Here is a 26,392-nt window from a genome sequence, read left to right on the forward strand (position 1 = left end):
GCCAGCTCATGAGAATCCGATGCGGATTGTCATGGAGGGATGTGCGGTCGGGTAATAGCGCCGGCCTTTTTCGACGCCGCTCAGCAACCGCGGCCGCACCCTGGCCTTGTGCATAGTCAGCGCCAAGGCGATGCAGAACTGCACCATTTCCAGCCATACCACGTGGTAGCCGATGCAGACGTGTGGGCCGGTACCGAACTGCAGCATGTCCACGGGCCGGATCGGCTCCGTGCGTTGCAGCCACCGCGCCAGCCGGAACTGATCAGGCGCCTCGTGCAGCAGCGCTGAGGTCGAGAAATGCAGCAGCGGGATGCACAAATGGGTGCCCGCGGGAATGCGCCGTTGGCCAAGTTGCAATTCCTGCACCGCGCGACGCGGCAGGAGCGTGGTCGCCGGATGCACGCGCAGCGTCTCGCGGAACAGCGCCTCGGCAACCGGACACTGTGCCAGGTCCGCGTGCCGGGTCGGCACCGCGCCCACGCGCTGCGCCTCCTCGACCAGGGCGTCCCACAGCACAGGCTGCCGCGCCAGCTCGATCACCATCCAGGCCATCGTCGAGGCGGTGGTGTCGTGACCGGCAAGCAGCAGTAAGCGGATATTGGCGACCAGGACGTCATCGGAGAGCGCATCGTCGCTGCGATCGAAGGCGCTCACCATGTCGTTGATCAATCCGGTGCGCGCGGCATGCGCGCGTGCGTCGCGGACGAACTGGCGCAACTGCGCGTCGATCCAGTCGCGGGCGGCGCGGCCGCGCCGCAAGGGCAGTCCGGGCAGATCGACCGGAGGCGCGACGATCAACTGCAGCAGTTGCCGGTACTTGCGATGCCATCCCGGCAGGTCCTGCGCGGGGATTCCCATGAGGCTGAAGATGAGCTTGAGCATCAGGTCGCCGGTTTCGCGCAGGATGGTTACGTCACCGCGGTCGCGCCACGCCTGCACCCGCGCCCGAATGACGGGCGCGAACAGGTCGCCGATGCCGGCCTGAGTGAGCCCGTTGGGTAAGAACGCCGCCTTGATCGCATCGCGCGCCTGCCGGTGCGCGCCGCCGTCCTGGGCGACCAACGTTCCGCCAAGCAATTCGGGCGCGATCTCTTCGATCAGCGCCGAGGACACGTCCTTGTGCCGGAGCAGTGCGAACGCATCCGGATCCACGCAGGTCATCAGGTGTCCAGCAGGGCCGAAATCCAGCCAAAAGTGGCTGCCCAGCGTCCGTTCCGCGCGCCGCAGCAGGCGCGGCAGATCGCAGACAATGGCGGGAAGATGTCCGACCAGGGGGAAAGCGCCGGGCATGACCGGGATGTCGTCTCGCAGCCGGTGCCGACGGTCCAGCGGGTTGAGCAGCATGTCCATCAGCAGCGCGCCCCTCCTTCGATGTCGCCGGCAGCCCGCGCGGCGCGGCTGTTGCCACCGTCGGCGTATGTCGGCAGATGCGCCAGCATGCCGCCGTCGATGCACACGACCTGGCCGGTGATGAACTCAGAATCGTCGGAGAGCAGGAACGCCACCAGCGCGGCCACGTCCTCGGGGCGGCCGACGCGCGGCAGGAGCTGGTGCCGGCGCAGATGCCGTTGCATGCACTCGTCCAGCTTGGCGAGGAGACGCTCGGTCATAATGAGACCCGGCGCAACCGCGTTGCAGCGGATCTGCGCATGACCGTACTGGGTGGCGAGCGAGGCCGACAGCATGTTCATCGCCGCCTTCGACGCGGCGTAGGACGTCTGCCCGGTATCACCGCTGAGTCCCTGGCAGGACGACATGTTGACGATCGCGCCACCGCCGCGGGCGATCATCCGTGGGATGGCCTGCCGGCAGCAGAGCAGCGTGCCGCGCAGATTGGTCGCCATGGTCTGATCCCAGACCGCCAGGTCCAGGTCGAGGATCGCGCCGTCGCACGGGGTCAGATGCATGGCGCTCGCGTTGTTCACCAGCAGATCGACCCCACCGAAGTGCCGCTGCGCTGTTTCGAACAGCGCTGCCACCGCCGTCGCATCGGCGATGTCCATGCCCAGGGCCAGCGCGTGGCCCGCTTCGGCCGCGATCTGCGCGGTGCAGGCGATGGCCGCCGAGCCATCAATGTCGGCCACCACCACTCTGCCGCCCTCGCGCGCGATGGCGAGAGCGCACGCATTGCCGATGCCGGCGCCGGCGCCGGTCACCACGGCCACCTTGCCTTCAAACCGTCCCATCGTGTCCTACTGGATTGCGTTGGTCTTGCGCGGCATGCCGCTCAGCCTTCCACGGAGAAGGCTCAGGGTCGGCGCTGGCGCGCTCGTCATCGCCAGCGTCGCGTTCGATGACCCGAATGGCAGCGACCGGGCACTGGCTGGCCGCGAGCCGCACGGCGGCGTGCATCGCCTGCGGGACCGTCGCCACGCGCACTTCGGCCACGCCGTCCGGTTGGCGCTGGCGAAAGGTGCCCGGCAGCGTCAGCACGCACTGCCCGGTAGTTCCGCACAGATCCTGGTCAACCACGACGCGCATCTCAGCCCTCCTGCGCATGCAGCCGCACGGGCATCGCGCGGAACGTCCTAAGGAACGCGGAGGGCTCCCGGGTTGGTTGCTCGGCCAATGCCAAGGTAGGGAAGCGCGCCTGAACCCGCGGCAGGCTTTCGGCCAACTCCACCCGGGCCAGTTGCGCACCGAGGCAAAAGTGGATGCCGTGGCCGAAGCTCAGCATGATCTTCCCGTCGGTCGACATGCCAGGGATGGTGCCGTAGAACCGCGCGGGATCGAAGCGATCGGGATCGGCGAAGGCGTCGGGGTCGCGATTGCCGGCCGCGATTAGCACGCGCACGTCCGCGTTCTTCGGGATCACCACGCCGCCCAGTTCGATGTCGCGCCGGGCGATACGCGGGATAGAGCTGAACATGGCGGGCGCGTCGCAGCGCAGGACTTCTTCGACGAATGCCTCCACCCCCACGGCGTCTCCCTGCAGCCAGTGCCGCTGTTCGGGATACGCCAGCATCGCCAGGACCGCATGGTCGATGGTCGCAGCAGTGGTGGCGAAGCCGCCCAGCAGCATGCCCCAGAGCATGCTGATCAACTCCGCATCCGACAGCGTGTCGGCATCGTCGTCGTGTGCGCCGACCAGCATCGACACGATGTCGCGGCGTGGATTGATGCGCTTGCGCGGTATGAGGTCACCGAAGTAGGCCTGCACCTTGGCACTGGCCGCGTCCGCCGCGGCGAGTTGGGGATCGTTGGCGTGCGGGCTCAGACCTTCCAGAATCGCGGCGATGCCGGCGGCGAGCCCCAACATGTCGTCCTGGGGCATGCCGAACAGTTCGGAAAAGACCAGCACGGGCAAGGCCAGCGCGAATTCCCGATGCAGGTCCACCGCCTCCCCGCGTTCCAGCGCGGGCGCCATGCCGTCCAGGCATGCTGCGGCGATGCGCGCTATGCTCGGCCGCAGGTTGTCGATCTTTTGGATGGTGAAATCGCGCGAGATCAGCCGGCGCAGACGTGTATGCGTCGGTGGTTCCTTCATCGCTAGCGTGGACGCCAGCAGATTGAGTGACAGGCTGGTCGCCGCACGCGGGAAATAGCGCGCTAGTTCGCCCGGTGCCGGTCCGCGAAACGCATCGCCCGTGGCCTTGAACGCCCAATAGATGTCGGCATGGCGGCTCAACAGAAAGAGGCCCGACGCCGCGCGATGCACCGGATCGTGCTCGCGCAACCACCGCATGAACGGATACGGGTCGTGGATGCACGCTGGCGACGCCAGTTCGGCGAAGGCGTCCCGGCATGCTGCCGTGGTTTCTTGCACGTCCATCTCGGCTACCTGTTGGCTGGCTGATCTGGCCGGCGCGCGCCAGGCGCGCCGGCAAATTGCGGAGAAGATCGCGATTCCCGGCGGCGTCCGCACATCACCAGAGCACCGGGAGTTCCTCGAACCCGCCAGTGATGATCTCCTTGCGCAACTTCAGTTCTTCAGGCGCCACTGCCAGGCGCAGCGCGGGAAAGCGCTGGAAGATCGAACCGAACACCACCTTGAGTTCCAGCCTGGCCAGCGCCACGCCGATGCAGTAGTGCGGCCCGTAGGAGAACGCCAGGTGCGGGTTTTCGTCGCGTCCGATGTCGAAGAGTTCCGGGTTGTCGAAATGGCGCGGATCGAAAGACGTCGCCGGCAGGCCGACCAGCACCTTGCTCTCCGCGGGAATATGCACGCCCGCGATGGTCACGTCGGTCCTCGGATAGCGCATGATGCCGTCCCAGCCCGCGCCCGGCGGGTACATGCGCAGAATTTCCTCAACCGCCTTGTCCACCAGGGATGGATTGTCTACCAGGCGTTCGCGCTGTTGCGGATGGCGGAACATGGCCAGGAGGCCGAATTCGATCTGCGCGACGGTGCTCTCGTGCCCAGCCACCAGCATGCCCGCCGCCAGGCCGATCGCCTCTTCCTCGGTCGCCTTGCCCTGGTCGACGGCGGCGAGCAAATCCGTCAGCAGGTTGTCGCCCGGATCCTGACGCTTGTCCCGCATCTTGCCGCGAATGTAGGCGCGCAGTTCTTCCCAGGCCACGCGCGAGGCGCTACGCGGGCCGCTTGCATGCTGGTGCGTCATCACCTCGTCGGACAGCCCGGCGAAAAAGGTGTGATCCTCGTAGAGCACACCCATCAGCGCGCTGATGACCATTGCGGGAAGCGGAAAGGAGAGGTGTCGCCGCAGGTCGACGGGCTGGGGCTGGGCCGCCAAGGTCTCGAACAACTGCTCGGCGATCGCTTCGACCTGCTGCGCGAGCAGCTTCACCCTGCGGTTGCTGAAGGCCGGCGCCACGATCGTGCGTAGCCGGGCATGCTCGCCCCCCTCGTGCGAGACCAGCCACCCCGGCGAACCGAGAATGACCGAATCCGGTGTGAATGCCGGCGGCGGCATTCCCGCCGGCCGGAACGCCTCGTCGGACAGCACCGCCTCGGCCTCGTCGTAGCCTGTCACCCACCAGCCTTCGTGCCCGGACGGGAAACGCACGCGGTGGATCGGACCCTTGGCGCGTAGCGCCAACATCTCGGGCGACGGTTCGATGTGATCGATGCGCAGCGTCGGCAAGGATTGTTCGGGCATGGTGGCACTTCACTCTCTAAGCGATGGAAGGGCGGAAGGTGACCGGCAGGCGCCCGAGATCAACGCGATCATAGAGACGATGATGGAGGCCCGCAGATTCATCATTGAGCGGATCAAGGTTCTCGCCGCGCGCGTTCTCGCTGCCGCGAAACAGAATGCCATGGCCCGCCTGTTCAGGACGGCTCTCGGCGTCGTCACCGTGCTCTTGCGTCGATTGCCTCGACCTGTGACGATGCTTCCCGCTTCCGTCGATCCTCCAGCGCCGGCGCATATCTCGGGTCTCGCGCCCAGGCGCTATGAATCCAGCGAGGTCAGTCGAAACGGCCGCGTCTCGAAGCGCGGTGGCAGCGCTCGGCCGCGGGACCATCTGGAGCCGGCTCGCACCAGGGGATGTAATATTTTGAGCACAGCACAAAGCGAGGACCGGACGGTGAACGGTTTATTGTGTGTGCCGGTTGACTGTTCCAGATGCTCGAACGCGAACTAACCTTTGAAGAGGCTTGGGCTGAGGCCAAAGCCGTGAGAAGGAATGCTGCTGCTGCAGGGGCGCGTGTCATGGACATTCTCGTGTGTGGCGGATGGAACTGTCGTCTCACCTGAACTGAGACAGCTACCTGCAGACATCAAACGCCTCTATTGGCGTGTAATGTCACAGCTCTAGCAGCAAGAGACATGCCAGAGGCGCAGCAGTCGGTTCTTGTTGAATTCCTTCACGTGTCGCGGTGAGCGGGTCATATTAGTTTTGTCGAATTCCGTACAAAATGGACGGATCGAACACCTCCGGGGCATAGTCAGTGCCCGTCATCAGAGGGAACAAGCAAAGGCCCCTGTGATTCGAGAGCCGACAATTCGTCGTGCTCCAAGCATCGGCCAATATGGTCTCCAAAGCACGGTGCTCGATCGGCTACCATGGCTCGTGACGTACCCGAGGGAGGCGGACACGCACCGAAGCGGAACCCGCTGACTGCAACCGGCAAAACTCCCGTCGATCGTCACCGACGGAGAGCTCATCGAAAAGCACCGAAGGCGACCAGATCGTTGCTTCATCAAAAGCTCATCACCGTGCATTAAGGTTCGCTGATGGCAGTGATCCAGCGGCCGAACGGCAGCGCGGCTGGAACTTCGGTCGGTGAAGCGCCGGCTAGCAGTGGTGAGGGGGCTTTCGTTGCGTGCCACGGAGCGCATCATCGAGACGCAGATCCACCCCCTGCACGCTTGATGAAGCGACGAAGGGAAAGCCTTCATGGCAATTGGCGAGAGTTTCGCTGATCATGAGACTGTGAAGCACTCGAGCTGCGAAAACGCGGTGCCGTCCAGGTCAATTCGGTCGAAGGGTTCAACTCCCGCGTTCGCCGCACGATCGCCGGCGTCTTTCATCACATCAGCGCGCAGAACAGCATCCTACGAGGCGGTACCGGAACAGCGCCGTTCCGTCAGGCTAGGGATGCCGACATCGTCGATATATTCGAGGGAGACGGAGAGATCGTCGGGCACGCTCAGCGTAGTTCACGGCTTTAGAACGCCAATCTGCTCCGCCCCAGCTACTTTCAGCATAGACAAAAATGGTAAGCGTCCGGATTGTGTTTCGCGGCCGCCCCGTATTTTTGCCCGTGACGACGTGTTGCGACCAGCGAAAGCCGATGTGCAGTCCGCAATTGTCTATAGCTGTCCGGAATTGAGCGGGGCTGCGGAGGTCGTGTGCGGCGTCGTTTCGGCCCTCGTGCAGAAGCTTGAGCACATCACGGCCGGCGCTGCGGGAATCGTCGGGCTGTGGGTCGCCGGCATTGCCGGTAAAGCGTTCGCCGGCAACAACGCGTTTCTGTGCTGGTTGATCGCAGCCATCGGCGCCCTGGGCATTCTGTGCGTCTTCCTTCAGCGCTGGCGCGATATCGATTGGCTGGCGACTCACGTGGTGCGGATCGGGCTGCTTGGAACCGTAGTTGGGCTCATCGTCGCTTTCTCTGCGGCGCGCGCCGGCGGCTCGGTCGACCCCAATGCGATCCGCCCGATGATCGCGTCGGTCATCGACGGCATGTATGTCGCGCTCTATGCGACGCTGCTCGGTATAGCCACGAACCAGTGGCTTAAGATCAATCTTCGCCTGCTCGGTAACTTCGATGGATGAGGAAACTCTCACCGTCTGGCTCGACACCGCGCTCTTGATGCTCGGCGGCTTCGTCCTCATGACCATGCTCATGATGACGGTGATGAACCCGCCAGCCACGGCGAACGAAACCGATGGCGTCACGGCGCCCGGAGACGTCGCCGTCGAGATGCAATGGCCCGGCAAGCTCGACGCCGACGTCGATCTGTGGGTCCAGGCGCCCGGGGGTGTGCCGGTCGGCTACTCCAACAAGAGCCGCAAGGTGTTCGATCTGCTGCGCGACGACCTGGGCATGACGCCGGACATGACCGACTCCCACCATGAAGTTGCCTATTCGCGGGGGGGCTCCCGCTGGCGAATATACCGTCAATGTTCACATGTATCGTGGTGTGAACGTCACATATCCTATCCCGGTGAAGGTCACGTCAGCGGGCCATCTACGTATGGCTCACCACGGCTGGCTCACCTGAGCCGCGCGCCTACGTACTGCCCTGGAGCCAGCAGGCGGCCCAACAGCTTCAAGATGCGATGGGCAAGGCGGAAGCCGACGGCACTGGGGTAGAGATGAAGATGCAGGCCGCCGACGCCGGTCTCGATACACGCGAGCCGATGTTCTACGCACGGCCGCAACCGGCCCTGCCGGCAAAGGACTACCAAAGCGGCGTTCGCCCCCTCGCTATACACAGCCGGGGTCGTAGCCGAGTTTTTCGCTTCGTGTTCCGCTCCTGCAGCTTGGGAAGATGGCGCCGTGGCTCATTTGTGTCCGTCCAACAGCGCCGCGACAGTGCCCACTAGGGCGCCCTGATGCATACAACAAGGCATGAGGGACAATCCTTTGGATGATTATAATTTGCCGCGGGCACTCCTACCTGTGTTGTGGGCCGAGAACCGCCGGCGATGAACCGCGCATCGCGACGCGACGGAACCGGACGGCCCGCAGATGGAAGGCGAGGCGAAGCAATCGCCCCTCACCCCAGGAAAAAAGGAGGCGCAATCATGCGCTCTTTCAGGACTCTCAAGACAGTAACCCTCATCACCCTTCTCATCACTGTTCCGTTCGCCGGCGCCTATGCCAACGCGACGCCGACCTCGATTGCCGATCAGGCGCAGGGTGTGGACCAAGGCATTGCTGACGCAAGGCAGCAGAACACGATCACGCCGGCCGAGGCCCAAAGGCTGCACATACAGGTAGTTCGTATCACCCAGGCCGCCGAAAGAACGGCCGCCGCGGACCACGGCAAGATACCGGCTGCCCAATCTCAGCAATTACTGCGCAGGCTTGATAATCTCGACCAGAGGCTCATGGTCGATACCGGCAGTGGCTTCGCCATCAACGACGACAATCCCGACGGAAATTATCCGAACTGAAGTCACCAGAGCCAGCGCGCCCAAAAAGGACACGCTGGCTCTGAAAGATCATTCAGCGCGAAATGGTCCAGGCCGCCCACAGCCTGGGCTGCGCTCGAGGCCGGTGGGCTTAACGCGCAGGATGAAACACGTTTGGCCTTGGCAACCGGACATTGCTATGACGGTTTCGGCGCAGGCTCAGCCACGGGTGTGATCGACTTGACCTTCCACCGGTCGCCGTTCGTAGCAATCAGCCAATACACTGTGCCGATCATTGCAATCTGACACCGACTCCCTTTCCGGGTTGGGCCGGCCATGAAGTGTACGCATACCTTGTCGCCCTCAAAGGCATACGTTCCCGTCCAATACATGGCACGTCCTCATCGACATAGGGTCGAATGATCTGCGGTGTGTTCGGATCGAGTGCCGACTTCGCGCCTGACTCAATCTTTACTGCCGGACGGACATACGCCTCAATGGGCGTCGCGGTCGGATACCAAAGCAGGAGGGTCTGCCTGTCATCGTCGTCAGTTCGTACCTGAAAGTCTTCGAGCGGCAGTCCCGTGCGCTCTGCGGAAGCAGCTACTAACGCAGTCAATGCCTCCGCCATCGGTCCTTGGATGTAGGCCGAACAGGCGTCCTTGATGGCATCCAACTTGGCCTCGCGCTTGGTACGACTGAGGTTTTGGAGTTCGGCGATCGACGTCCCCTCCCCCAGATCATCGCGGAACACAGTGACGTCGATGTCTTCCGAGAACCGGCTGATCAGGCCAAACCCCTTGGAAAGGGAAGTGCCGCCTTTGAACAGCAGCCGTGGACTACCGTCTGGCATGCCGTTGAACAGCGCGTCCAAGGTCCAGCAGACTCAAAAATCCTTTTCGATATTCTGCGGCGTGGAGCTAAGACGCTGAGCTGTTTTCGTAAACAGGCCTGCTCTTGTCTCGGCGTCGGCGCTCAGAACCTGGTCATAAGCAGAATTCATTAGCTCGGCATTCTCGGTGGCGTAGTCCCACTCGGCTGGATCGGGCCTTGGGATACCTCAGCGGCGTCCTTCAGCAGAGGCTTCAACAGAACCTGCATCCAGGCGGGAAGGGTTGGCAGGCCTTCGGCCAGGTCGGCGCGGAGGCGATCACCTTTGTCGGGATCGTTCAGCAGGAGGCGCAGGCGCCGCAACAGTTTCTGGTTCCCGTTATCCTGGCTCAGCATATCGCGCATCCAATGCAGCGCCTGGACGACGCGCATTGCCGGGCGTCCGGCCCAATAGAGTTTGCTGGCCGAGGTGGGCCGGAAGGTGATGTCGAGGCTGCCAAGGCGAATCGGCCGCAACCGCGCGTCGGCGTGAACGACGATGCGGGCCGGGACCGCGTCGGTCAGGCCGAGGTCATTTGCTGCGGTCATGCCGTCGACGAGGACCCGGATCTGATCGCGCCGCGCCACGGCGTCGATGACGCCACGGGGGTCTGGTGGGCTTTTCTGCTGGGTCAAGGTGTTGAATGTCGGCCGATCGTAGAGTCCGCGATCAATCCGGCGCAGCTCAGCGGCCTTGACCATCCGTTGCAGCACTTTGTCCACCGCATCGCGATTACCGAGATCAAGAAAATCCGCAGGCGTCCAGACCGTGCCTGGTGGACTTGTCGCCATGCGATTTTGGATAAGCGTCTTCAGGTTCAATCGAGTCTCGCGCATGTCCGAAATATGTACACGTATTTCGGACAAACGCCAAGCATGCAATGTCCGAAAAATGTCTACATATTTCGGACGAAAAATCTGGCTACATTGCTGCTAACAATCCAGGTAATTGCCGAGCTCGACGTCCTCATCAAATGGTTGGTAGCGCCGTCATCGACGTAGAGCGGTAGCGAAACAATCACCCATTACCTATCCAAGTTCGTGAATCGTTACGCTCGGCACAACAGCCTTGGCGATCTCACACAGGTGCTGATGATGCGTAAGATAGATCACCTGACCGGCACTTGCCATTTCGCCAAACAACCTGAAGACCTCCTCGGAACGGACATGGTCGAAGGTTTCCATGATGTCGTCTGCGATGAAGGGCACGGAGGGCCGAAACAGCGCAAACTCGTAGTACCCCGCAAGCCTCAGGGCCAGATAGAGCTGAAAGCGCGCGCCCTTTGACAGCGCGTCGGCGACCTTGGATTGCCCACCGCGCTGTAACGCGATGAGCACTTCCCCACCCTTCACAGGTTGAGTTGTCAGGCCAGAGTACTGTCCGCGCGTCATGAGGGCGAAGGCGTCTGATGCGCGCTCCATCATCCCGGAGCGGTGACGCTCGCGGTAGAGACGCAGAGCATTTCCAGCCGACATTATTCCCAATTTCAGCTCGATATAACGGACGGCCTTTTCCTCGATTTCCAGAAGGAGGGTGCGCCGTTCGGCATCTATTCGGGCAACAGCGCTGTCGCCGCCAATAGCGTCCAGCTTGTCGGTCGCGCGTGTCTGTCGAATGAGCTGCTGCTGTATCGCCTCGTCAGAAGCGCGAAGCCTTTGTTCGGCCTCAGCCTTCTCGATTGCAAGACTGTCGAGATCGACAGCATCCAATATCGAACGCGCCTGCTCGAACCCTTCCACCGCGAGCTCGGACGACACCTGCTCCTCAAGTTCGGCCACGGTTGTGCGCAGGCGATCCCTGTCACGCAGCAGTTCGTCGCGTTGCACGACTTCGGATAGCGTGGCCACGCCAAAGACGCTCAGGACCTCGTTTTTGCGGCGCTCATGTGCCGAAATCTCGGCATTGAGGATCTCACGCGCTTCCTGCAGGCGCTGCAGGTCATTGACGAGATTTGCCTTCGCCTCGCGCGTGCGTTCGGCGCGCTCCAGGCGCTCGGCAAGCCCGATCGCTAGCTGTTCCGGTTCTTCGTTGTCCGCCACCTCGCCCGCCTCGGCTGCAACGGCAGTAACCTCAACCAAGAAACTGTCTCTGTCTGCCTCCATCTTTTCGATGCGGAGCTGCATGGCGTCGCGGTCTTGAAGACTCTTGGACAGTTCAGTCAATTGATCGAGGACGCTGCCGACGCCGGCCGCCGATATGCCGCTCTCGAGCCAGGTGCCCTTGAGCGCTTCGGCAACGCCGGCCAGCCATTCGTCCTCACGTCGCTCTGCCACGTCGACGGCTCGCTGCCTGGCGGCCAGATCCTCTTGCCGTGTGCCAACGGTCTTGAGCGTCTCGGTACGCTCGGCGTCCACCTTGAATTGCCTGTCAAGGAACAACTCTGCCACCGCCATAACCGTCTCAAGGCTGTCGGCGGGATCTGAACCGACGCCGACACTCGCCAGAGCCCCGCTCAGCGCCAGGCGTATTTGGTCTCTCTCATCAACCGCCCGCTCGGCTTTCTTGCGGGCAAGCTCGATCTCATCCCAGGCCGCGAGCGCTTCGACCCGGGCAGCAATGCGATTCTCGATTAGCTCAATCAGCCGTTCGGAGGAAATTTCCAGGCACTCTCCGCATAGCTCTTTTGCCGCTACGCGAATTTCCGAGATTACGGCCTCCCGGTCCGAGCTGTTGCGCGCAAGTTGGTCTCGCGCATGCGCGATGGTGGCAGCGGTTTCAGCGAGGCTGCGGCTTGCCGTGCGAATCTCAACGAGCTCCCGCGCGTTGGCCAGACGGCCTGCTCCGACACTGTCATCTCGAGCCAGTGCTGCCGCGAACTCGTCCGCCGTGTCCCCAGTGAGGTCATCGCGATGCCTTGCCCAGGCTTCATCCCGGGCGCGACGAATGACGGCGGCGGCTTCATCGTCGGTGACATCGACTGAGGCGCGAAGGGCATCCAGCCGCGCCGACAGCAAATCGTGATTGCCCTGGTGCTCGGCAAGACGTTCGGAAAGGACGCCCCTGCTCTTCCCGAGCTCTGTGGCCAGCGTCTTCCATGCGCCAAGCCGCCCAGCATTCGGAATGGCGACCCTGGCCAATGCCTGCGCATCTCCCGACCAGGGATGCAAGCGCGCGATCGCGGCCTCCCATCGAGTTGCACCCGCATCCGCTGCCTCGCGTGCCGCCTTGGTTTCCCCAATGTGCCCGCTGACCCTTGCCGTCGACAAAGCCGAAAGCAGCCTCGCCCTGGCAGGCTCAGGCACGGCCCGTTCTTCGCCGACCCGCTCGCGTGCCGCCTGAAGCGCATCAGCAGCTGCCGCGGCCTCCTCACGCGCAACGTGCACGCTTGTAACGATCCCGGATCGCTGCTCGACCATGGCGCGCACAGCGCCAACGGTTGCAGCAGGCAAGAGCAGATTGGCAGGGCGTGGCTCGGAGGACCTTCCAAGGGCGGAAAGGCAGGTCGCCACGGCATTGTCGAGGATTTGCAGCTCCGTCCTGCGACTTGGCAGGTCAAGGCCGGCCGAGACGTGGCGCACCTTCCGGTCGGCTAGGCCGCGAACCCGTTCGGACACCGCAAGGATCACCGCGTCCACATCGACCGAGACGATTTTTGTGGTCACCCGCTCGAGCTCGTCCCCACTCGCAGATAGCCGCGTTCTCAGACTGGCGTCGGTCTCGATCATGTCCGCGACGCTGCCCGTCCAGGTCCGTGCCGGTGAAGCGATCTCAGGCAACTCGCCCAGCTGGGCTTGCTTACGCCGGATATCGGCAAGAATCGGGATCGCGCGAAGATATTTCGCGATCATATCGAGCCGAGCCGACAGCACCGACCGTTCGGCGATACTGCGGTCGTATTTTTCCGTGGCGTCCAGACGCTCTGTCTCGAGAGTCTCGAACGTCGACGCCAAGGTGTCGATCGCCTCCTTCCCGGACTTCAGTTCCGCAAGCCGCTTCTTGAGCAGCGCAAGCTCGGTTCCGTGTGCCTGCTTGCGATAGAGCCTGTCCGCTTCGGCCTCCAGCACGCTCAATGTATCGCTTGCGTGCCCGAGGCCAGCGCTGGCCGTGAACAGCAGCTTGCCAAGATCACCGCGCGATTCCAGGATTGATTTTCCACCTGCTTCCAGCGTTTCGTCGTCCAACGAAAACATGGTCTCGTATGCGTCGCGAGACAGCCCGGCGAGATGTGCCGATATCGCCATTTCGCTGACCGGTTGGCCAGTCGCGTTCAACAACGAGTTGGTGCGCTGCTTCGTGCGTGTGAACGTGTGCTCCGCGCCGCCGAGTTCGAGCACCCCGCCGATGCGCATCGCGCTGTACTCGTGCAGGAAATTGTAGCGGCTGCGTTCCTCGATTCCAAACAGCAGGTCGAGATAGCCGGAAAGCGCGGTCGACTTGCCGGCCTCGTTCAGGCCGAACACGATATGCAGGTCGGGACCGGATTCCGGTTTTGGCCCGAAGTCGATCGTCCTATCGGTGAACTTGCCATAGCGGATGAGATCAAGTCGCCGGAGCCTCATTGTGACCCGCCGGCCTTGAGGCGGGCCGTGACCAGGTCAGCGCCGCTGGCGAGCACCCTGTCGAGGAACAACTCCAGCCCAGCCTCGTCCTTGCCGGCGAAATCGCGCCCGTCGGCCGGAAGATCGGCGACCATCTTCTGGACAAACGCTCTCGCCTCAGCACGGAAGGCGTCCGAGCTGGCATCGGCGTGCATGGATTGACCGAGTTCGAAAATCGGATCAGCGACGCCCTCGGATGTTTCGACTGCGGATGGAGAAACGTTAAGCTCGAGCTTCTCCACCCAGGTGTCCCCCGTTTGTTCCGCGACCTGCTCAGCTTCTGCGAGCAGCAGGTCGCGGTCACGGATCAGCGCCCAGGATAGAGGTGACGCCCCGGTCACGCGGAGACGGACCACAGCATGACGGGACTTGACGGAAGCACGCACATCTTCGAGCGCGGAGCGGACTCGCCCAACGACTTCGGACCATTCCACCGTTTCGGTCACGTCGACGCTCACCCGCTCGAATTGCGCAATACTGGTTAGCCGTTCCTCGATCTCGACGGTGCGGTCGTCTCGTATCGTCACCAGGGTGACCGATTTCTCGCCCGCCTCGTTGATGTCCCTGCCCTGTGGAATTCCTGGCATCACCACGGTGCTCGCCCCGGGATGGACTTGGCGAACATGGATGTGCCCAAGGGCCCAGTAGTCGAAGCCATGGCTGTGCAGGTCAGCGACGCTGCAGGGAGCGTAGACGTCGTGGCCGGGCGATCCGGCCAGGCTCGTATGCATGATGCCGACATTGACCGCGCCTTCACGCGGAGCTGAATATTTGGGAAGTAGACTGTCCGGTGCCTTGGGGCTGGCAAAGCTCAAGCCATGGAACACGACGTCGAGCCGGCCTGCTGTCTGCAGCACTGACTGGGGACGGCCGCCGAAAATCGTGACCGTGTCCGGGAACACGAGCTGTTTCGATATCCGCGACATGGCATCATGATTGCCACGGATCTTGAGAACCCTAATGCCGGCCTGGTGAAGTCGTGTCATCTGTGTCGCCAGAAACCGCGCCGTTTTCATCGACGTCTGATCGCCATCATAGAGATCGCCGGCAATGACCAGCGCATCGACACGTTCCGCAAGGCAGAGATCCACGATCGAGACAAATGCCTGACGGCTGGCGTCTCCGACAAGTTCGGCAAGGTCGGGGTTTCGCATCGCCAGCGAACGCAGTGGCGAGTCGAGATGAATATCAGCCGTGTGTACGAATCGAAATGCCATCGAGCGGTCTCCGCCCACGAACATACCGGTGATCGACCGAGGCTCGATAGAAGAATTTCACGACACGTTGCATTGGCTTTTTATCGCGTTGGAGGGTGTGATTGTTGAAACTCGGCCGAGCCCGGCAAGGGAGAAACGTGAGGCTTAGGTTCAGGGCGTCACAAAAACCACAGCCGGCATGTACTGGGCGTTCCGCCCTCTCAAATTCTGAGTGAGGGGGAGCAAAGGGCCGTTGCCTTGGCGGACTTTCTGACCGAGGCCGCTCCGCGATCAGGTGATTTGGTACTTGAGTCGACGTTGCACGAAGGCGGGCCGCGAACCTTCGAGCACCCTTACGATATGGCCGTTGGTATTCGGGTTCTCGATCGCGCCACAATCATAGCTGAACCTGTAACCGTTCACCTTATCCAACCGGACATAGACGATTTGTTCGGCGTCGGCTCCGATCGCCAGGTTTGGGTTATGCGTCACCAATATGACCTGCCGGGTTTTCTTCGCGTCGCGAATACACCTTGCGAGTACCGCAAATATGCTGTCGTTGTCGAGATTGTCCTCGGGTTGGTCGATGATGAGGGGTGAGCTGTCGGTGTCCAGGTGTAGGTAGAAGACCAGCAGCAGAAGCCCCTTCTCTCCGGGGGAAAGCTGGTTCAGATCTTTGCCTCCCAGTCTCAACTCGTACCGGGGCTCGAAGTATTCGAGCGAATAAAGAAAGTCGTAGAATTTCTTGACGTCTTTGGTCTGCCGTCTGATGCCACCCGATTTCATCGATCTGACCACATCGTCCACAAAGGCAAAGATGCTTTCGAAGGAGTTCCAGTCGACTATCGATAGCTTCTGTTGAAGGGCGCGCGCGCCTTCCGCGACTCCGCGGAAGGGACCGCTCACGTTTTGGTTCAGATGGTTGAAGAATTCTTCACCGAACTTGGGAGACGGTACAAAAGACGCGTCGATCGACACCTTGAAATCCCCGGTACTCACCACGGTGAGCCGCGACTCGACCTTGGTTTTCAAACCCTCGTAGAACGTTCTTATCTTGTGCTTGCTTTCGAAGAGGGCCAAGCACAGCGCCTTACGGTCTTCATACACCTTGGACAACTCCCCCGGCAGATCGTTGTCGATCCGAGCAATGCGGGCCTCCAGTTCCGCGATCGTCCCTAGTTTCGGCGAGTCCTTTTGACCGACTATATTGCTGATCTGCTCGGATATCTCGCGGACGGCCTGCACATACCTTTGATAGCGCTGTTGGGGCGCCGAGAGAGCGGCGCGCGTCTCGGCTATGCGATCGGCAATATATTTCTGCGCAGCACGCAGTTCGGGTACACTGGCGACTGTGGAAAGATCGGTCTTCGGATCGAAAATCATGGCACTCTCGCGCTCAGTCGCCACGATTTCTTCGTTCATAGCCTCAATCTTCTTCGTGACCTCTTCGAGATTAACGGTAAGCCTAATGACTTGATCAACATCTAAATCGAGACCGCTATACTTGGTTTTGAAAACCTCCTTGTCGCCTTGCACACGGCTTTTCAGGGCATTTACCGCGTCCTTGAATTCGCTGGCCTCTTGCAAGGTAGTCTTGTGGCGACCGAGCCGCGTGACGGCGCTCTTTTCACGCGCAGCAAGGTCATCCAGCAACCGGGTTTGTGACGCGATTTCTTCTGTCGCCGCTTCCTGTTCCGCACTCTGCGCAGCCGGGACAGCTTCCTCAAGAGGCTTTGACGCTTCGAGTGTGGATACCTGCTTCTGAAGGACCCCTAGTTCCGCCTTCAGTTTGGTCTTGAATTCAGGTTCGCTCTGATCCTCGAGCTCGAGAATCCTGATGTTGAGTTCCCGCAGCTTCGTTTTGATCTGACTAGCTTCCTGTCGACTGTTCAACGTCTTCCGTTCTTCGAGATCGTGGAAGCTCTTGGCGTCCATCTTGTCGCTGATGTCGACGTGCGAAAATACGACGTCTTCGATTTCCCGACGCAGCGCCTGGACTTCGATTTCGTTCGTCAGGGCCTCGAAGTAGTTCTGTGGCAGGTATTTGACCGCCTCCGGCGAAAGTTCATCGACATCATCGTTCAAAGTCCGTTCGACAACGCTCCCGCTCTTCCATACGAGACGACCCGAAAAATTCTCGGCGAACCCGGGCCGTTTGAATTTCCTGTTCGTTTGACTGTCGGTTAGAAACGAGAAATATTTCGCTTGGCGAGTATTTCCGAGCAGTGCGACAATATCCGCGACAGCGCTTTTGCCGCTTCCCTTGTTCCCGATTATAGCAGTCAGCTCAGGGTTGAACGGGATATCGACATTCCGAAACCAGGTCCCGTTATGACCGGCATAGGGGGCGAGGGGATTAATCTCCAGCCTGTCGATGAACTGCGTCGCCTCGCGCTCGAGCCGGACGAGAACGGTTGGACGGTCTCCGACAAAGACGCGATGTTCCGGTTCGAAGATCGTCTGACGGAGACCTCGGAAAGTCAGATTGGCCTTGATCCACGTCGATTGATAGCTCGGTTCGTCCCCTGTCAAACGTCCGAGGTCCTCGAAGGAATGAGCGTCACTGGAGTCATAGAGGGGCTTAGGTTCCGACTTCGACGCGTCCTCGTACCGCGAGTCGCTCAGGAAGAATGCCGTGCTATTCGACTTCCCAAAGAAAGCGCTACTGATCCTGTCGAGTTCATCGGAAATGGATTTGCTACGCTGGGAATTTTTGGCGGTACCGCGCAGGCCATCGTTTCCGGCGGCGGTGACGATAATGTATTGCTCCGGCGCGAAACATCCTTTTAGCGAGTCCTCGACATCATGTATGCTGACGGTGGCCGCAGCGTAATTCGCAGACGTCAGTTCGCTGCAGCGTAACCGTCTGCCACCAACGGATATGTGCGTTTCCAGGTCGTTGAGGAACTTGCTCAAGGCTTCGCACGTCGCGACAGCCGGGTCTATCAGCACATGCGTGTTGACGTTTTTGCCATCGATGCTGACCGTCTCGGTCAAACGCAGCTCCAGGTTCGGGATCACCAGCTTGGCCGAGTCCGGATACGATTGGCGATACCATTTGACCGTGTTCAGGTAGCCGTCGAACGAAAAATAGTCCGTTATACCAAAGGCCTGGACCTCGGATTGTTCGAGTATAGCCACGAAGCGTTTCCACGTCGCGTCGTCCGGTTTGCCATATCCGCAAGAGAGCTTCGTACCGGGCGCGTGTAAATGCAGGTCCCACTTAAGCCATTGCGAGCCTCGATGAGCCTCTCGTTTGATAGCACGCGACGTCGGGGACTCGCTCATCCGAAGCACTCCAGGTGACGGTTTTCCGATCCGAAGAAACCACGCCTGTCGTCCGGCAGGATCACGAATCTGCGCCTAGATGAAAGCGCGGGTACAATCTAGCCGGGTAAAAAAAGCAATCAAGGCGTGTTCTCACCACGTAGAGCACAAAGCACCGCCTGTCGCCGAAAGATGAAAAACTGCGGTCGAGCAGGCCTCGCCAATTTGGACAAGGCTCCATAAGTAGTGAAGCTTCGAAGGATGGGTGTCAAAAACGGCGATTAGACGCTCCTCCTCCACCCGACGAGCGTCTGCCCTCATCTTTTGGTCCAATACCGTGCCATAGACTTCCGGCCTGGTCGGCACTGGAAGGAACACGTCTGGTAACAGGCTCCGGATTGCGAAGGCCAACATCCCTTCGCCTTAGCTACCTGGCATCGGGTTCGCTGTGGCAGCTTTCAGAGCTGCCGGGCCGGAAAAATCCCCATCTCAGCCGTGTCCAGATCATTTCTGTAATGACCGCATAGTGCCGACTGCAGACCTTGACGCTTGCTCCATGGTGTCCGCTTTCGGCACGCAGACCCGGTCAACTGCCGATGGTCCTCTATAGCAGCCTTCGACATATGCGAACGGCTGCCCGCGCCGAGAGCGAGCAACCGATCCCGGCGGTTATGCGACTTCGTGCGTCGTATGGATTCCCAGTGCGTTGACGGCGATCAGTGGCAAGTCGTTGGCGCTGATTCTCTCCACCATCGTGACCAATGTCATCAAGTGATCGCTCAAGAACGTGTCGAACTTTGCCAATGCGGGCTGTGCTAGTCGTGCAGCAAGTTCTTCCCCGTCTGGCGCGGACGAACCAGCTATGTCCTGCAGAGTTTCGATGGCTTTCTCGGCCTCGCATTCCTGAAGCTCAATGGCATGCCCGAAATGCGATGCTTTGAACTCGCGAGCCAGCAATGCCAGGGTTAGGGTCTGCAGCTTCCTGGTTCCGACCCAGGGGAAAATCAGGACCCCCTCCCCATGCGCAATGATGGAACGGCGATCCAGTTGCAGGTCCAGGAACGAACTGCGCGCCTCATCCAGCAGCCGGTTCGCGGCAGGATCGAGATATGGGAAGGCCTCATCGGATGCGAGAACTGCGCGCATCGTCGCCAACACGTGATCGTGGATGGCCGCCCCCTTGCCGCTGAAATGCGGTGGCTTTCCAGCCCGTGTCGGCTTGACCATGATGACACGGGCGCGATCGTCTATTTCGATGACTTGCCAGCGGCGCCCGGCAAAGATGATCGTTTCACCGCGTGCAAGCGGTGAACTCAGCGGATAGGTGCCGAGCGTGCGTGCATCGTGAATGATCCGATATTCCCGTTCCGTGACGAAAACAGCATAGAATTCGTACGATTCGGTAATCTTTTCCCCGGTCTCTCCGATCATGAGCAAGCCATCCGGCGACTGCTCTATCAAGCGGTTTTCGGGCGTGGCCATGCACCGAAGCAACTCGGCAAACAACGTCCTGTCCACGGCTCGGAAGGGGCCGCGCTCGCATAACAGTTTCCAGGCGGCCGTCGGGCTTACGCCCCCGGTCTGCACGATCAGTGCCATCACTTGATGGACGAGCGTTGAAAGATGCAGTCCAGCCGGCAATGGCGGCTCACACCATCCCGCCCGCAGGCACTCGACCATAGCAATCGACTGAACCAGATCCAGGCGAAGCCGGTCGATTGGGTGTCGTCCCTTACCAATGGGAGGCTCGATGACGAACATGCGCAGCGTTGCGGGCTTTCCGGCCCTGCGGCCGGATCGGCCAAGGCGCTGGCGAAGTGATGCGACCGAAAAACCCGGCCCGATCTGGGCGATTGTCTCCACCTCGCCAATGTCGATTCCGAGTTCCAGGGTGGTGGTCGCGACCGCCGTGGTCGGGCGCGGATCGTCTCGAAGCCGCGCTTCGACCTCCTCGCGCATGGCCCTTGCGAGATTGCCATGATGCGGGAAGAACTCATTTGGAAAGCTCGATTCGTCGCACATCGAACGCAGCATGTCGGCATAGACCTCTACATTGGCGCGAGATCCGGCAAACAGCAGATTGCTCTGGCCGCGCAGCAGACGAAACAAGTCGGACGCAAGCGCCGCTGGGACCGTCGATTGTTCAAAAGGCTCGGCCGGCTTTCCCGGCGGATCGCTATCGTCTGCGGTAGCCGTGAGATCGCCTGGAGCGGTGCCGTCCAGCAGGTAACCGCGGATCTGCAAACGGACCCCGTTTCCTTCGTCCTTGCCTTCCACGATCGTGACGCTAGCGCCCTTGCCGGGCCGCAGCGCCTCGGCAGCCAGGCTCATGTCGCCAAGTGTTGCCGACAGCCCAATTCGATCGATGCGGTCTCGCGCGGTCGCCACTTCGATCCTGTTCAGGATCGACTGCAGCTGCATGCCTCGCTCAGTGCCAATGAAGGCATGTAACTCATCGATGACCACCGCATCGAGGCGCGAAAACATCTGTGCAACCTCCCCGCCCCTGCGGACGAGCAACGCCTCAAGCGATTCCGGAGTGATCAGCACGATACCCGAAGGTCGTTTTCTTGCGCGTGTTTTGGCGTCCGCCGACACGTCGCCATGCCATTTGTGCAGGAGAACGCCGCTCCCTTCGCACAGGCTCTCCAGCCGCCGGTGCTGATCGTTGATCAGCGCTTTCAACGGGCTGACATAGAGGATGGCGAACCCATCGGCGCTGCCTGCGTGCTCGGCATACCGGGTCAACAACGGCAGGAAGGCGGCTTCAGTCTTGCCGGCGGCAGTGCGCGCGGAGATCACGACATCGCCGCCCGCGAGGATGACCGGGATAGCTTTTTCCTGGACATTCCGTAGCGACGACCAGTTCCGATGCCATATCCAGCGCCTGACCGGCTCGGAAAGCGTGTCAAATGCGGAGGGTTGCAAGCTCGTCGTCCGCTCCCTCTTCGACGTCGTTGATGGGCTGGTCGCCTGCACCGCCTCGATCTTCCGCGACGTCCACTGCGCCGAGCATGTCCTTCCAATCTGTGCCGGGGTTTTGCTGGAGAATCGCGAGCAGATCGACGAAGGCTTTCACCGTGTTGCGCGGAGTCCGAAAATAGGCCTCGCCGATCCGATTGGCGCAATGGTCCATGAAGGCATGGAGTGCCTCGTCCGGCACCAGCCATTTTTCCTGATCGCCCGCCGCGAAGACGTCGCGTAGCCGCTCCAAGAGATGGTAGAGTTCCTCCGGGGTCAGGTTCGGCAGATTGACCACCGGGCCGGAATAGTCGGCCAGGCCATTGCCGGCAAAACTGTTTCCCGCAAGGCGGGACTGCAAGGCCTCGTAGGAGTAGAGCCCGCGCCGCGTGTCGAGCAGAAATTCCGGTGTGCCGCCCAGAATGAAACCGATGCCCTGCGTTGTGCCCTGCAGGACATCGTTGAAGATGCGCAGGATCTGCTCGTAATTCTGTTTGCGGGCCTGGGCGCTCTGCAGCTTGTAGAGATTGACGAGTTCGTCAAGGCAGACCATCAGACCGCCAAAACCAGCGAGCCTTGTGAAACGGGCGAGCAATCTCAGGCCGTCGTAAAAGGACGCGTCGTCGATGATGGTGCGGACGCCCAGATCGCCTCGCGCCTCTGTCTTAGTCGTGTATTCGCCGCGCAACCAACGCAGCGCGGCGTCCTGCAAATTGCTGTTTCCTTCCTCGTAGCCCCGCGCATAGGCAACGATGACGTTTGCGAAATCATAGCCACCGACCATCTCGCGAAGATCGCCAAGGCCTTCCTTGATACCGGTTTCAATAGTCGTCCCGCTTGAGGAAGCGCGTTCGGATGCTTTTTGTATGTAGCTTTCCAGAATGTTTCTGAGCGCGCCTCCGTCTGGTGCCGTGCGAGTCGCAAGGCTGGTGACGAGCTCGGCATAGAGCGTGCGCGCCTGCCCGCCGGTGGCGTGGATGCGGCGATCCGGAGAAAGGTCGGCCTGGCAGACAGCGAGCTTGCGCTGAAGTGCGATTTGCCTGATGAGAAACAGGAAGAAGGTCTTGCCGGCACCATAGGCGCCGATGACGAGACGGATACTCGACCCGCCGTTGCTGATCCGCTCGATGTCCTGGATTAGCGCTTCGATCTCGCGCTGGCGCCCCACCTGAATATGCTGGAGACCGATGCGCGGCACGACACCGGCGCGCAAGGCGCTGATAATGGTGTCTCGGTCTCTCGGCTTGATAGCCGGGGGTTTTGTCGTCATGCTGACATTCCTTCGACGGATACGGTAAGCGATGGAGATTGGGGAGTAGCTTCGGAAAACAGGCTGGCGTTGACGATGACAGGGTCCTCGCCATCCAGGACCAGTTCGTCGAAGCGGTCGAGCGACCAATCGTTTAGTGCTTGCTTCGCCGCGCCCGGCATCAGGTCGGCATTGCGCATCAAACGCTCAAAATCCGAAGCCGTCCAGGTTTCCTGCTCGATCAGTTGCGACAGAAGCCACCCATAGCGTCGCTCCAGTCCGTCGAAGCGCGCATCCCCATTGGACGTGTCGATTTCCTCGATCTCGGGCTGAAGCTCGATCGGCGGCTCTGCTTCATCCACGAAGATATCGGCAAGGACGCTGGACGTGCTGCGGGTTTCGCGTCGGATCGCTTCGAGACGCGAGATGTCGACGCGCGTCGCAGGCGCGCCAGCAGACGGCGGCGACACCGGAATGCCGGGCGGCTGAATCCCGGCGGGGATAACCAGGGGAAGATCGTCATTTCCGTCGCGCGGCCTTTTCTGCGGCGCGACACTGCCATGCAGGCGCGAATATAGCGAGTTTTGGTCCAGACCCATCTGCCGGAACAGCTTCTCGAGTTGCGACACTTCTCGCGCGTGAAGGGTTCCGTCCGCCGCGGCGACTGCCACCAATTCATCGGCAAGATCTTCGCGGCGGTCTTTTGGCACGTCGCGTATGCCTTTGGTCCATTCCACTACGCGGCTGGCATCGGCGGCGCAGACCTTGATCTCGGCTTTGAGGCGTACACGTTCGTCCATCGAGAGGCCGGGCGCCTCATCGACCTTGGAGAAGAGCCTGCGTTCTTCCGTGGGGTGGAGGAAACCGTCAGCGAAAGCGATCACCATGCCGAGCATGATTGACAGTTGCATGGGGCGGTAATGCTGGCTCGGTTCGGGATCAGCTTCAGCTTCACGTTCCAGGCCAAAGAACATCGCCTGTTCGTCTGGTTTTGCCGACCTTAGGGAAAAGGAAGGGTCGGCGGTATGACCATAGCCAAAGGCTGCCAGAATTGCGGCCAGTTCCTTCTGCTTTGCCCGCGCGGAAATTTTATTGGGCTCCATCCCAGCCCACTCAGCGAGCTGTTGGATCGATATCAGCGCATCATCACTCGACAGTTCTCGCAGCCGGCTCAAAGGCTGACCAGGAAGCTCTTCAGCATACTTCAAGCGCAAACCCAAGGGCAGCTGAGCCACAGCCGCAAGGCTAGGCCTCAGTCCCTCCGAACGGCCGAGCATGCGGCTGTAGTTGTCGAGCCGATCCGTGCAGTCGTCGAAGATGCGACGTGCACCGCCTATCGGTTCGCTGCGGTTTGTGATGTCCGGGAGGTCACCCCCAAAGGGGCGGATTGCAAGATCGAACGTCCCGCTGCAGGCACGGTAGTTGACCTTCAGTTTTCGCACTCCGGCGGCCGAAACGCGCACGCCATTTGGATATTGCTTCTCCACCGCTTCCGCGAACAGCTCTCGCAAGAGAGTCTGTGCCCGTCGCGCCGGCGTTCGCACCCTCGTTTCGGGGTCGGCAAGAACGTAAGCCAACAAAAGGTCCGGCTCGATCGCCTCCCCGCTGCGCACCCGCATCCCCAGGGCGACCTTCAGCATTATCGGGATTTCGTAGCTATTTTCCTCGACCTCCAGATCCAATTTTTCCGGCAACTGAGCCGATTTCAGCTGGTAAGCTGAAAGCAACTCACCAGCATAACGTTTGAACGAACCATTCCCTCCATACACCTGCAATAGTCGGCGAACCTCGACAACGACACCATCGGCGTCGGCTGGGCGTTCCTCCAACATGAGGCGTCGTTCGAGACCGTAGAAGTAGAGGAACACGTATCCGATATAGGCGTCGGGATCGGATCGCGATCCGGCAAGCCAGTCCAGATAGGATTTTCGCGCCGCGGGCGAAATGCTCGAGTAGGACGGCCAGTAGCCCATCGTCTGACCTAGCGGATCGCCGTGAGCGCCCACGGTCAATCTCGGGTCGATCAGGCAGTTCTCCGGGTCGGTTGAACTGCCCTGCCTCGGCAGGCGCTCGCCTACATAGATCATGCCGCCGGAAATGTCATGGCTTCCCACCGTTGCTGCTGTATTCGCACGAATCCAATATGCCGACTGGGGCGCGGCGGGGCTCGCTCGCACTGCGGGTAGCCGGTCGAACCACCGCGGGTGGTCCGTCCGGGCCGTGTTGGGAACAAAAATAGGGCCGCGCTGCCGAATGGGATCCGAAACCTGAGCATTATCCGATGCGGGCGATGCTTCGGTTGTTGGCGCTGCGGGGGCGATCTTGGGGTCCTCAATGCGTTGCCAACCCGCTTCCGCGGGAGCGGCTGAGGGATGGGGCATTGGTTTGGGCGGTCTAATGGCTCCGCGTTGTCTGATGAAGTCGTCGACAGCTCTATTATGTGCCGCGACAGAAGTCGCAATATCTGATGGCAATGCATGTTTATGTTCGATCGGTTGTCTTCCAACTACAATATTGGCTGGAACGATCGGATCGTTCCGAACCAAGAGGTGCCTGTTGCTTCTAGCCGATTGGTCGAGACCGCTATCAAGTTGGCTGTGCTTGCTTTCGGAACCCAACGGCTGCGTCTGATCCATTGCGGCCGTAGGGGGAATGAGAACAGGACCGCGTTGTCGAATGGGTTCCGCTATCTGAGCACGATGCGGTGCGAGCGATCCCGTTGGCTTTACCGGGGTGACCTTGGTGGCCTCTATGCTTTGCCAACCCGTTTTTGCGGGAACGGACGGCTGCCCGGCTGAAGGATTGGCCCTTGATTTGGGCCATCGGATCGCTCCTCTCTGACGGATGAAATCGTGGACGGCGGCGTTGTGTGCCGCGAGAGAAGCCGCATTATCCGCAGGCAGGACCGGCTTTTGCTCGACTGGCTGTCTTCCACCAGCATTGTGGGCTGGAACCATGCGAACGGTCGGGACATGGAGGCGATGCCTATCGGTTCTGGCCGACCGGATGGGAATGCGCTTAGGTTCGCTGCGCTTGCTTTCGGATGCGGTTGGAACCGACTCCGCGGCTGAATTTCTTCGGCGTCTCCGCAAGAAAAAGAACGCGGCTGCGATCCCTAGCAGGCCCAAATAGATCAAACGCGGCGTTGGGATGGTTGGCCCCTCTCTGACCTTGTCGGGCTCCGGCGCCAAACGATCGGATTTGGCTGAAGCCCCCTCGGTGTACGCCGGCAAAGGCGGCGCCGGGTGGACATCGCTACCAGCTTGCCCGGCTTCCCCATTATTTGTCTGTGGAGTTGTTTTCGTCGGAACACCAGGCTGCTCCCAAGGCGACGGGTGCGCATCCGTGGCTATGGGCGCCGACGGGTCACGCGTCGCCTGCGGTTGCGGAAAAAGCGCCGCTGACGTCGCTTGGTCCAAAGTACCAGTCTGAGGAAGATTGCTCGCCTTCTGGAAAGCCTTGAGCGCACTGATCGACCGACGTCCCCAAATTCCGTCCGCGGTCCCGAGATCGTATCCATGTTCAGCAAGGGCCTGTTGAATCTGTCGTGCAGAATATCGGGAATCCTGGCCAGCTGCGGTGCCTGCAACACTCAGCGCTGTCGCCAAGGCGACTGCCATCGTCCAATGAAATGGCAACCTCATCCCGTTTGCCCCGCCCTCCGGTTCTGAGCATAGCTCGGATGAGTTCTTTTGAGAACTCGCCCAGAAGTATTTCCAGTTCGAGCGGGAGCGGACGTTTAGTGGCGCATTTTGACTGCCGTCTTTTACTGACCGTCAAAGCGAACCTTGCCCAAGCAATCACGTGCGATGACGGCCGC

At 61.0% G+C, this 26,392-nt stretch carries 17 protein-coding genes and 1 pseudogene; 5 read left to right on the plus strand and 13 right to left on the minus strand.

All coding sequences use genetic code 11. The features are described 5' to 3' along the window. Positions 1–6: 6 nt before the first annotated feature. The 5 genes from O7A70_RS23680 to O7A70_RS23700 form a co-directional block, all read right to left on the minus strand. The gene (locus O7A70_RS23680; RefSeq protein ID WP_337142577.1) at positions 7–1,350 is read right to left on the minus strand and encodes a cytochrome P450; all 1,344 of its coding nucleotides are present in this window, start codon (positions 1,348–1,350) and stop codon (positions 7–9) included. Next, on the minus strand, positions 1,350–2,186 hold the full coding sequence (locus O7A70_RS23685; protein ID WP_337129694.1) for an SDR family oxidoreductase: 837 nt from the start codon (positions 2,184–2,186) through the stop codon (positions 1,350–1,352). Before O7A70_RS23685 ends, O7A70_RS23680 begins: the two co-directional genes overlap by 1 nt. After that, positions 2,173–2,481 carry a ferredoxin gene (locus O7A70_RS23690; protein ID WP_337129695.1) on the minus strand — a complete coding sequence of 103 codons (309 nt, stop codon included), beginning with the start codon at positions 2,479–2,481 and terminating at the stop codon, positions 2,173–2,175. The genes O7A70_RS23685 and O7A70_RS23690 overlap by 14 nt, the downstream gene beginning before the upstream one ends. Position 2,482: 1 nt before the next feature. After that, entirely contained in the window at positions 2,483–3,772 is a 1,290-nt protein-coding gene (locus O7A70_RS23695) for a cytochrome P450 (protein WP_337142578.1), read from the minus strand. A gap of 94 nt (positions 3,773–3,866) precedes the next feature. Further along, positions 3,867–5,060 carry a cytochrome P450 gene (locus tag O7A70_RS23700; RefSeq protein WP_337142579.1) on the minus strand — a complete coding sequence of 398 codons (1,194 nt, stop codon included), beginning with the start codon at positions 5,058–5,060 and terminating at the stop codon, positions 3,867–3,869. Between O7A70_RS23700 and O7A70_RS23705 the strand changes: the two genes are divergently transcribed. From O7A70_RS23705 to O7A70_RS23725, 5 genes and pseudogenes are all read left to right on the plus strand, one after another. Next, entirely contained in the window at positions 5,029–5,547 is a 519-nt protein-coding gene (locus O7A70_RS23705; protein ID WP_337142580.1) for a hypothetical protein, read from the plus strand. The genes O7A70_RS23700 and O7A70_RS23705 overlap by 32 nt on opposite strands. Before the next feature lie 590 nt (positions 5,548–6,137). Beyond that, a pseudogene (locus tag O7A70_RS23710) lies at positions 6,138–6,464 on the plus strand (transposase); the annotation flags it as partial. A 238-nt stretch (positions 6,465–6,702) separates the two neighbouring features. After that, positions 6,703–7,185: a MotA/TolQ/ExbB proton channel family protein gene (locus tag O7A70_RS23715; protein ID WP_337142581.1), complete on the plus strand. Its 483-nt coding sequence runs from the start codon at positions 6,703–6,705 to the stop codon at positions 7,183–7,185. Then, positions 7,178–7,726: a hypothetical protein gene (locus tag O7A70_RS23720; protein ID WP_337142582.1), complete on the plus strand. Its 549-nt coding sequence runs from the start codon at positions 7,178–7,180 to the stop codon at positions 7,724–7,726. The genes O7A70_RS23715 and O7A70_RS23720 overlap by 8 nt, the downstream gene beginning before the upstream one ends. 434 nt (positions 7,727–8,160) lie before the next feature. Further along, positions 8,161–8,532 (plus strand): hypothetical protein, encoded by a 372-nt coding sequence (locus O7A70_RS23725; protein WP_337142583.1) that lies wholly within the window; start codon positions 8,161–8,163, stop codon positions 8,530–8,532. A 250-nt stretch (positions 8,533–8,782) separates the two neighbouring features. On the opposite strand, the gene O7A70_RS23730 is transcribed toward O7A70_RS23725, so the two are convergent. From O7A70_RS23730 to O7A70_RS23765, 8 genes are all read right to left on the minus strand, one after another. After that, entirely contained in the window at positions 8,783–9,364 is a 582-nt protein-coding gene (locus O7A70_RS23730; protein WP_337142584.1) for a nucleotidyl transferase AbiEii/AbiGii toxin family protein, read from the minus strand. Between the two features lie 128 nt (positions 9,365–9,492). After that, positions 9,493–10,182: a DUF6088 family protein gene (locus tag O7A70_RS23735; RefSeq protein ID WP_337142585.1), complete on the minus strand. Its 690-nt coding sequence runs from the start codon at positions 10,180–10,182 to the stop codon at positions 9,493–9,495. A gap of 207 nt (positions 10,183–10,389) precedes the next feature. After that, positions 10,390–13,860, minus strand: a complete 3,471-nt coding sequence (locus O7A70_RS23740; protein WP_337142586.1) for an AAA family ATPase — start codon at positions 13,858–13,860, stop codon at positions 10,390–10,392. Further along, complete coding sequence (locus tag O7A70_RS23745; RefSeq protein ID WP_337142587.1) at positions 13,857–15,116, minus strand: metallophosphoesterase family protein; 1,260 nt, start codon at positions 15,114–15,116, stop codon at positions 13,857–13,859. The genes O7A70_RS23740 and O7A70_RS23745 overlap by 4 nt, the downstream gene beginning before the upstream one ends. Before the next feature lie 270 nt (positions 15,117–15,386). After that, positions 15,387–18,383: a TrlF family AAA-like ATPase gene (locus O7A70_RS23750; protein WP_337142588.1), complete on the minus strand. Its 2,997-nt coding sequence runs from the start codon at positions 18,381–18,383 to the stop codon at positions 15,387–15,389. Positions 18,384–19,031: 648 nt separating this feature from the next. Continuing rightward, the gene (locus O7A70_RS23755) at positions 19,032–21,290 is read right to left on the minus strand and encodes a DEAD/DEAH box helicase (protein WP_337142589.1); all 2,259 of its coding nucleotides are present in this window, start codon (positions 21,288–21,290) and stop codon (positions 19,032–19,034) included. Continuing rightward, complete coding sequence (locus O7A70_RS23760; RefSeq protein ID WP_337142590.1) at positions 21,271–22,593, minus strand: ATP-binding protein; 1,323 nt, start codon at positions 22,591–22,593, stop codon at positions 21,271–21,273. Before O7A70_RS23760 ends, O7A70_RS23755 begins: the two co-directional genes overlap by 20 nt. After that, positions 22,590–26,216: a TerB N-terminal domain-containing protein gene (locus O7A70_RS23765; RefSeq protein WP_337142591.1), complete on the minus strand. Its 3,627-nt coding sequence runs from the start codon at positions 26,214–26,216 to the stop codon at positions 22,590–22,592. Before O7A70_RS23765 ends, O7A70_RS23760 begins: the two co-directional genes overlap by 4 nt. Between the last annotated feature and the right edge of the window lie 176 nt (positions 26,217–26,392).

It is taken from the genome of Mesorhizobium sp. Cs1299R1N1, assembly GCF_037179655.1.
GTDB lineage: Bacteria > Pseudomonadota > Alphaproteobacteria > Rhizobiales > Rhizobiaceae > Mesorhizobium > Mesorhizobium salmacidum.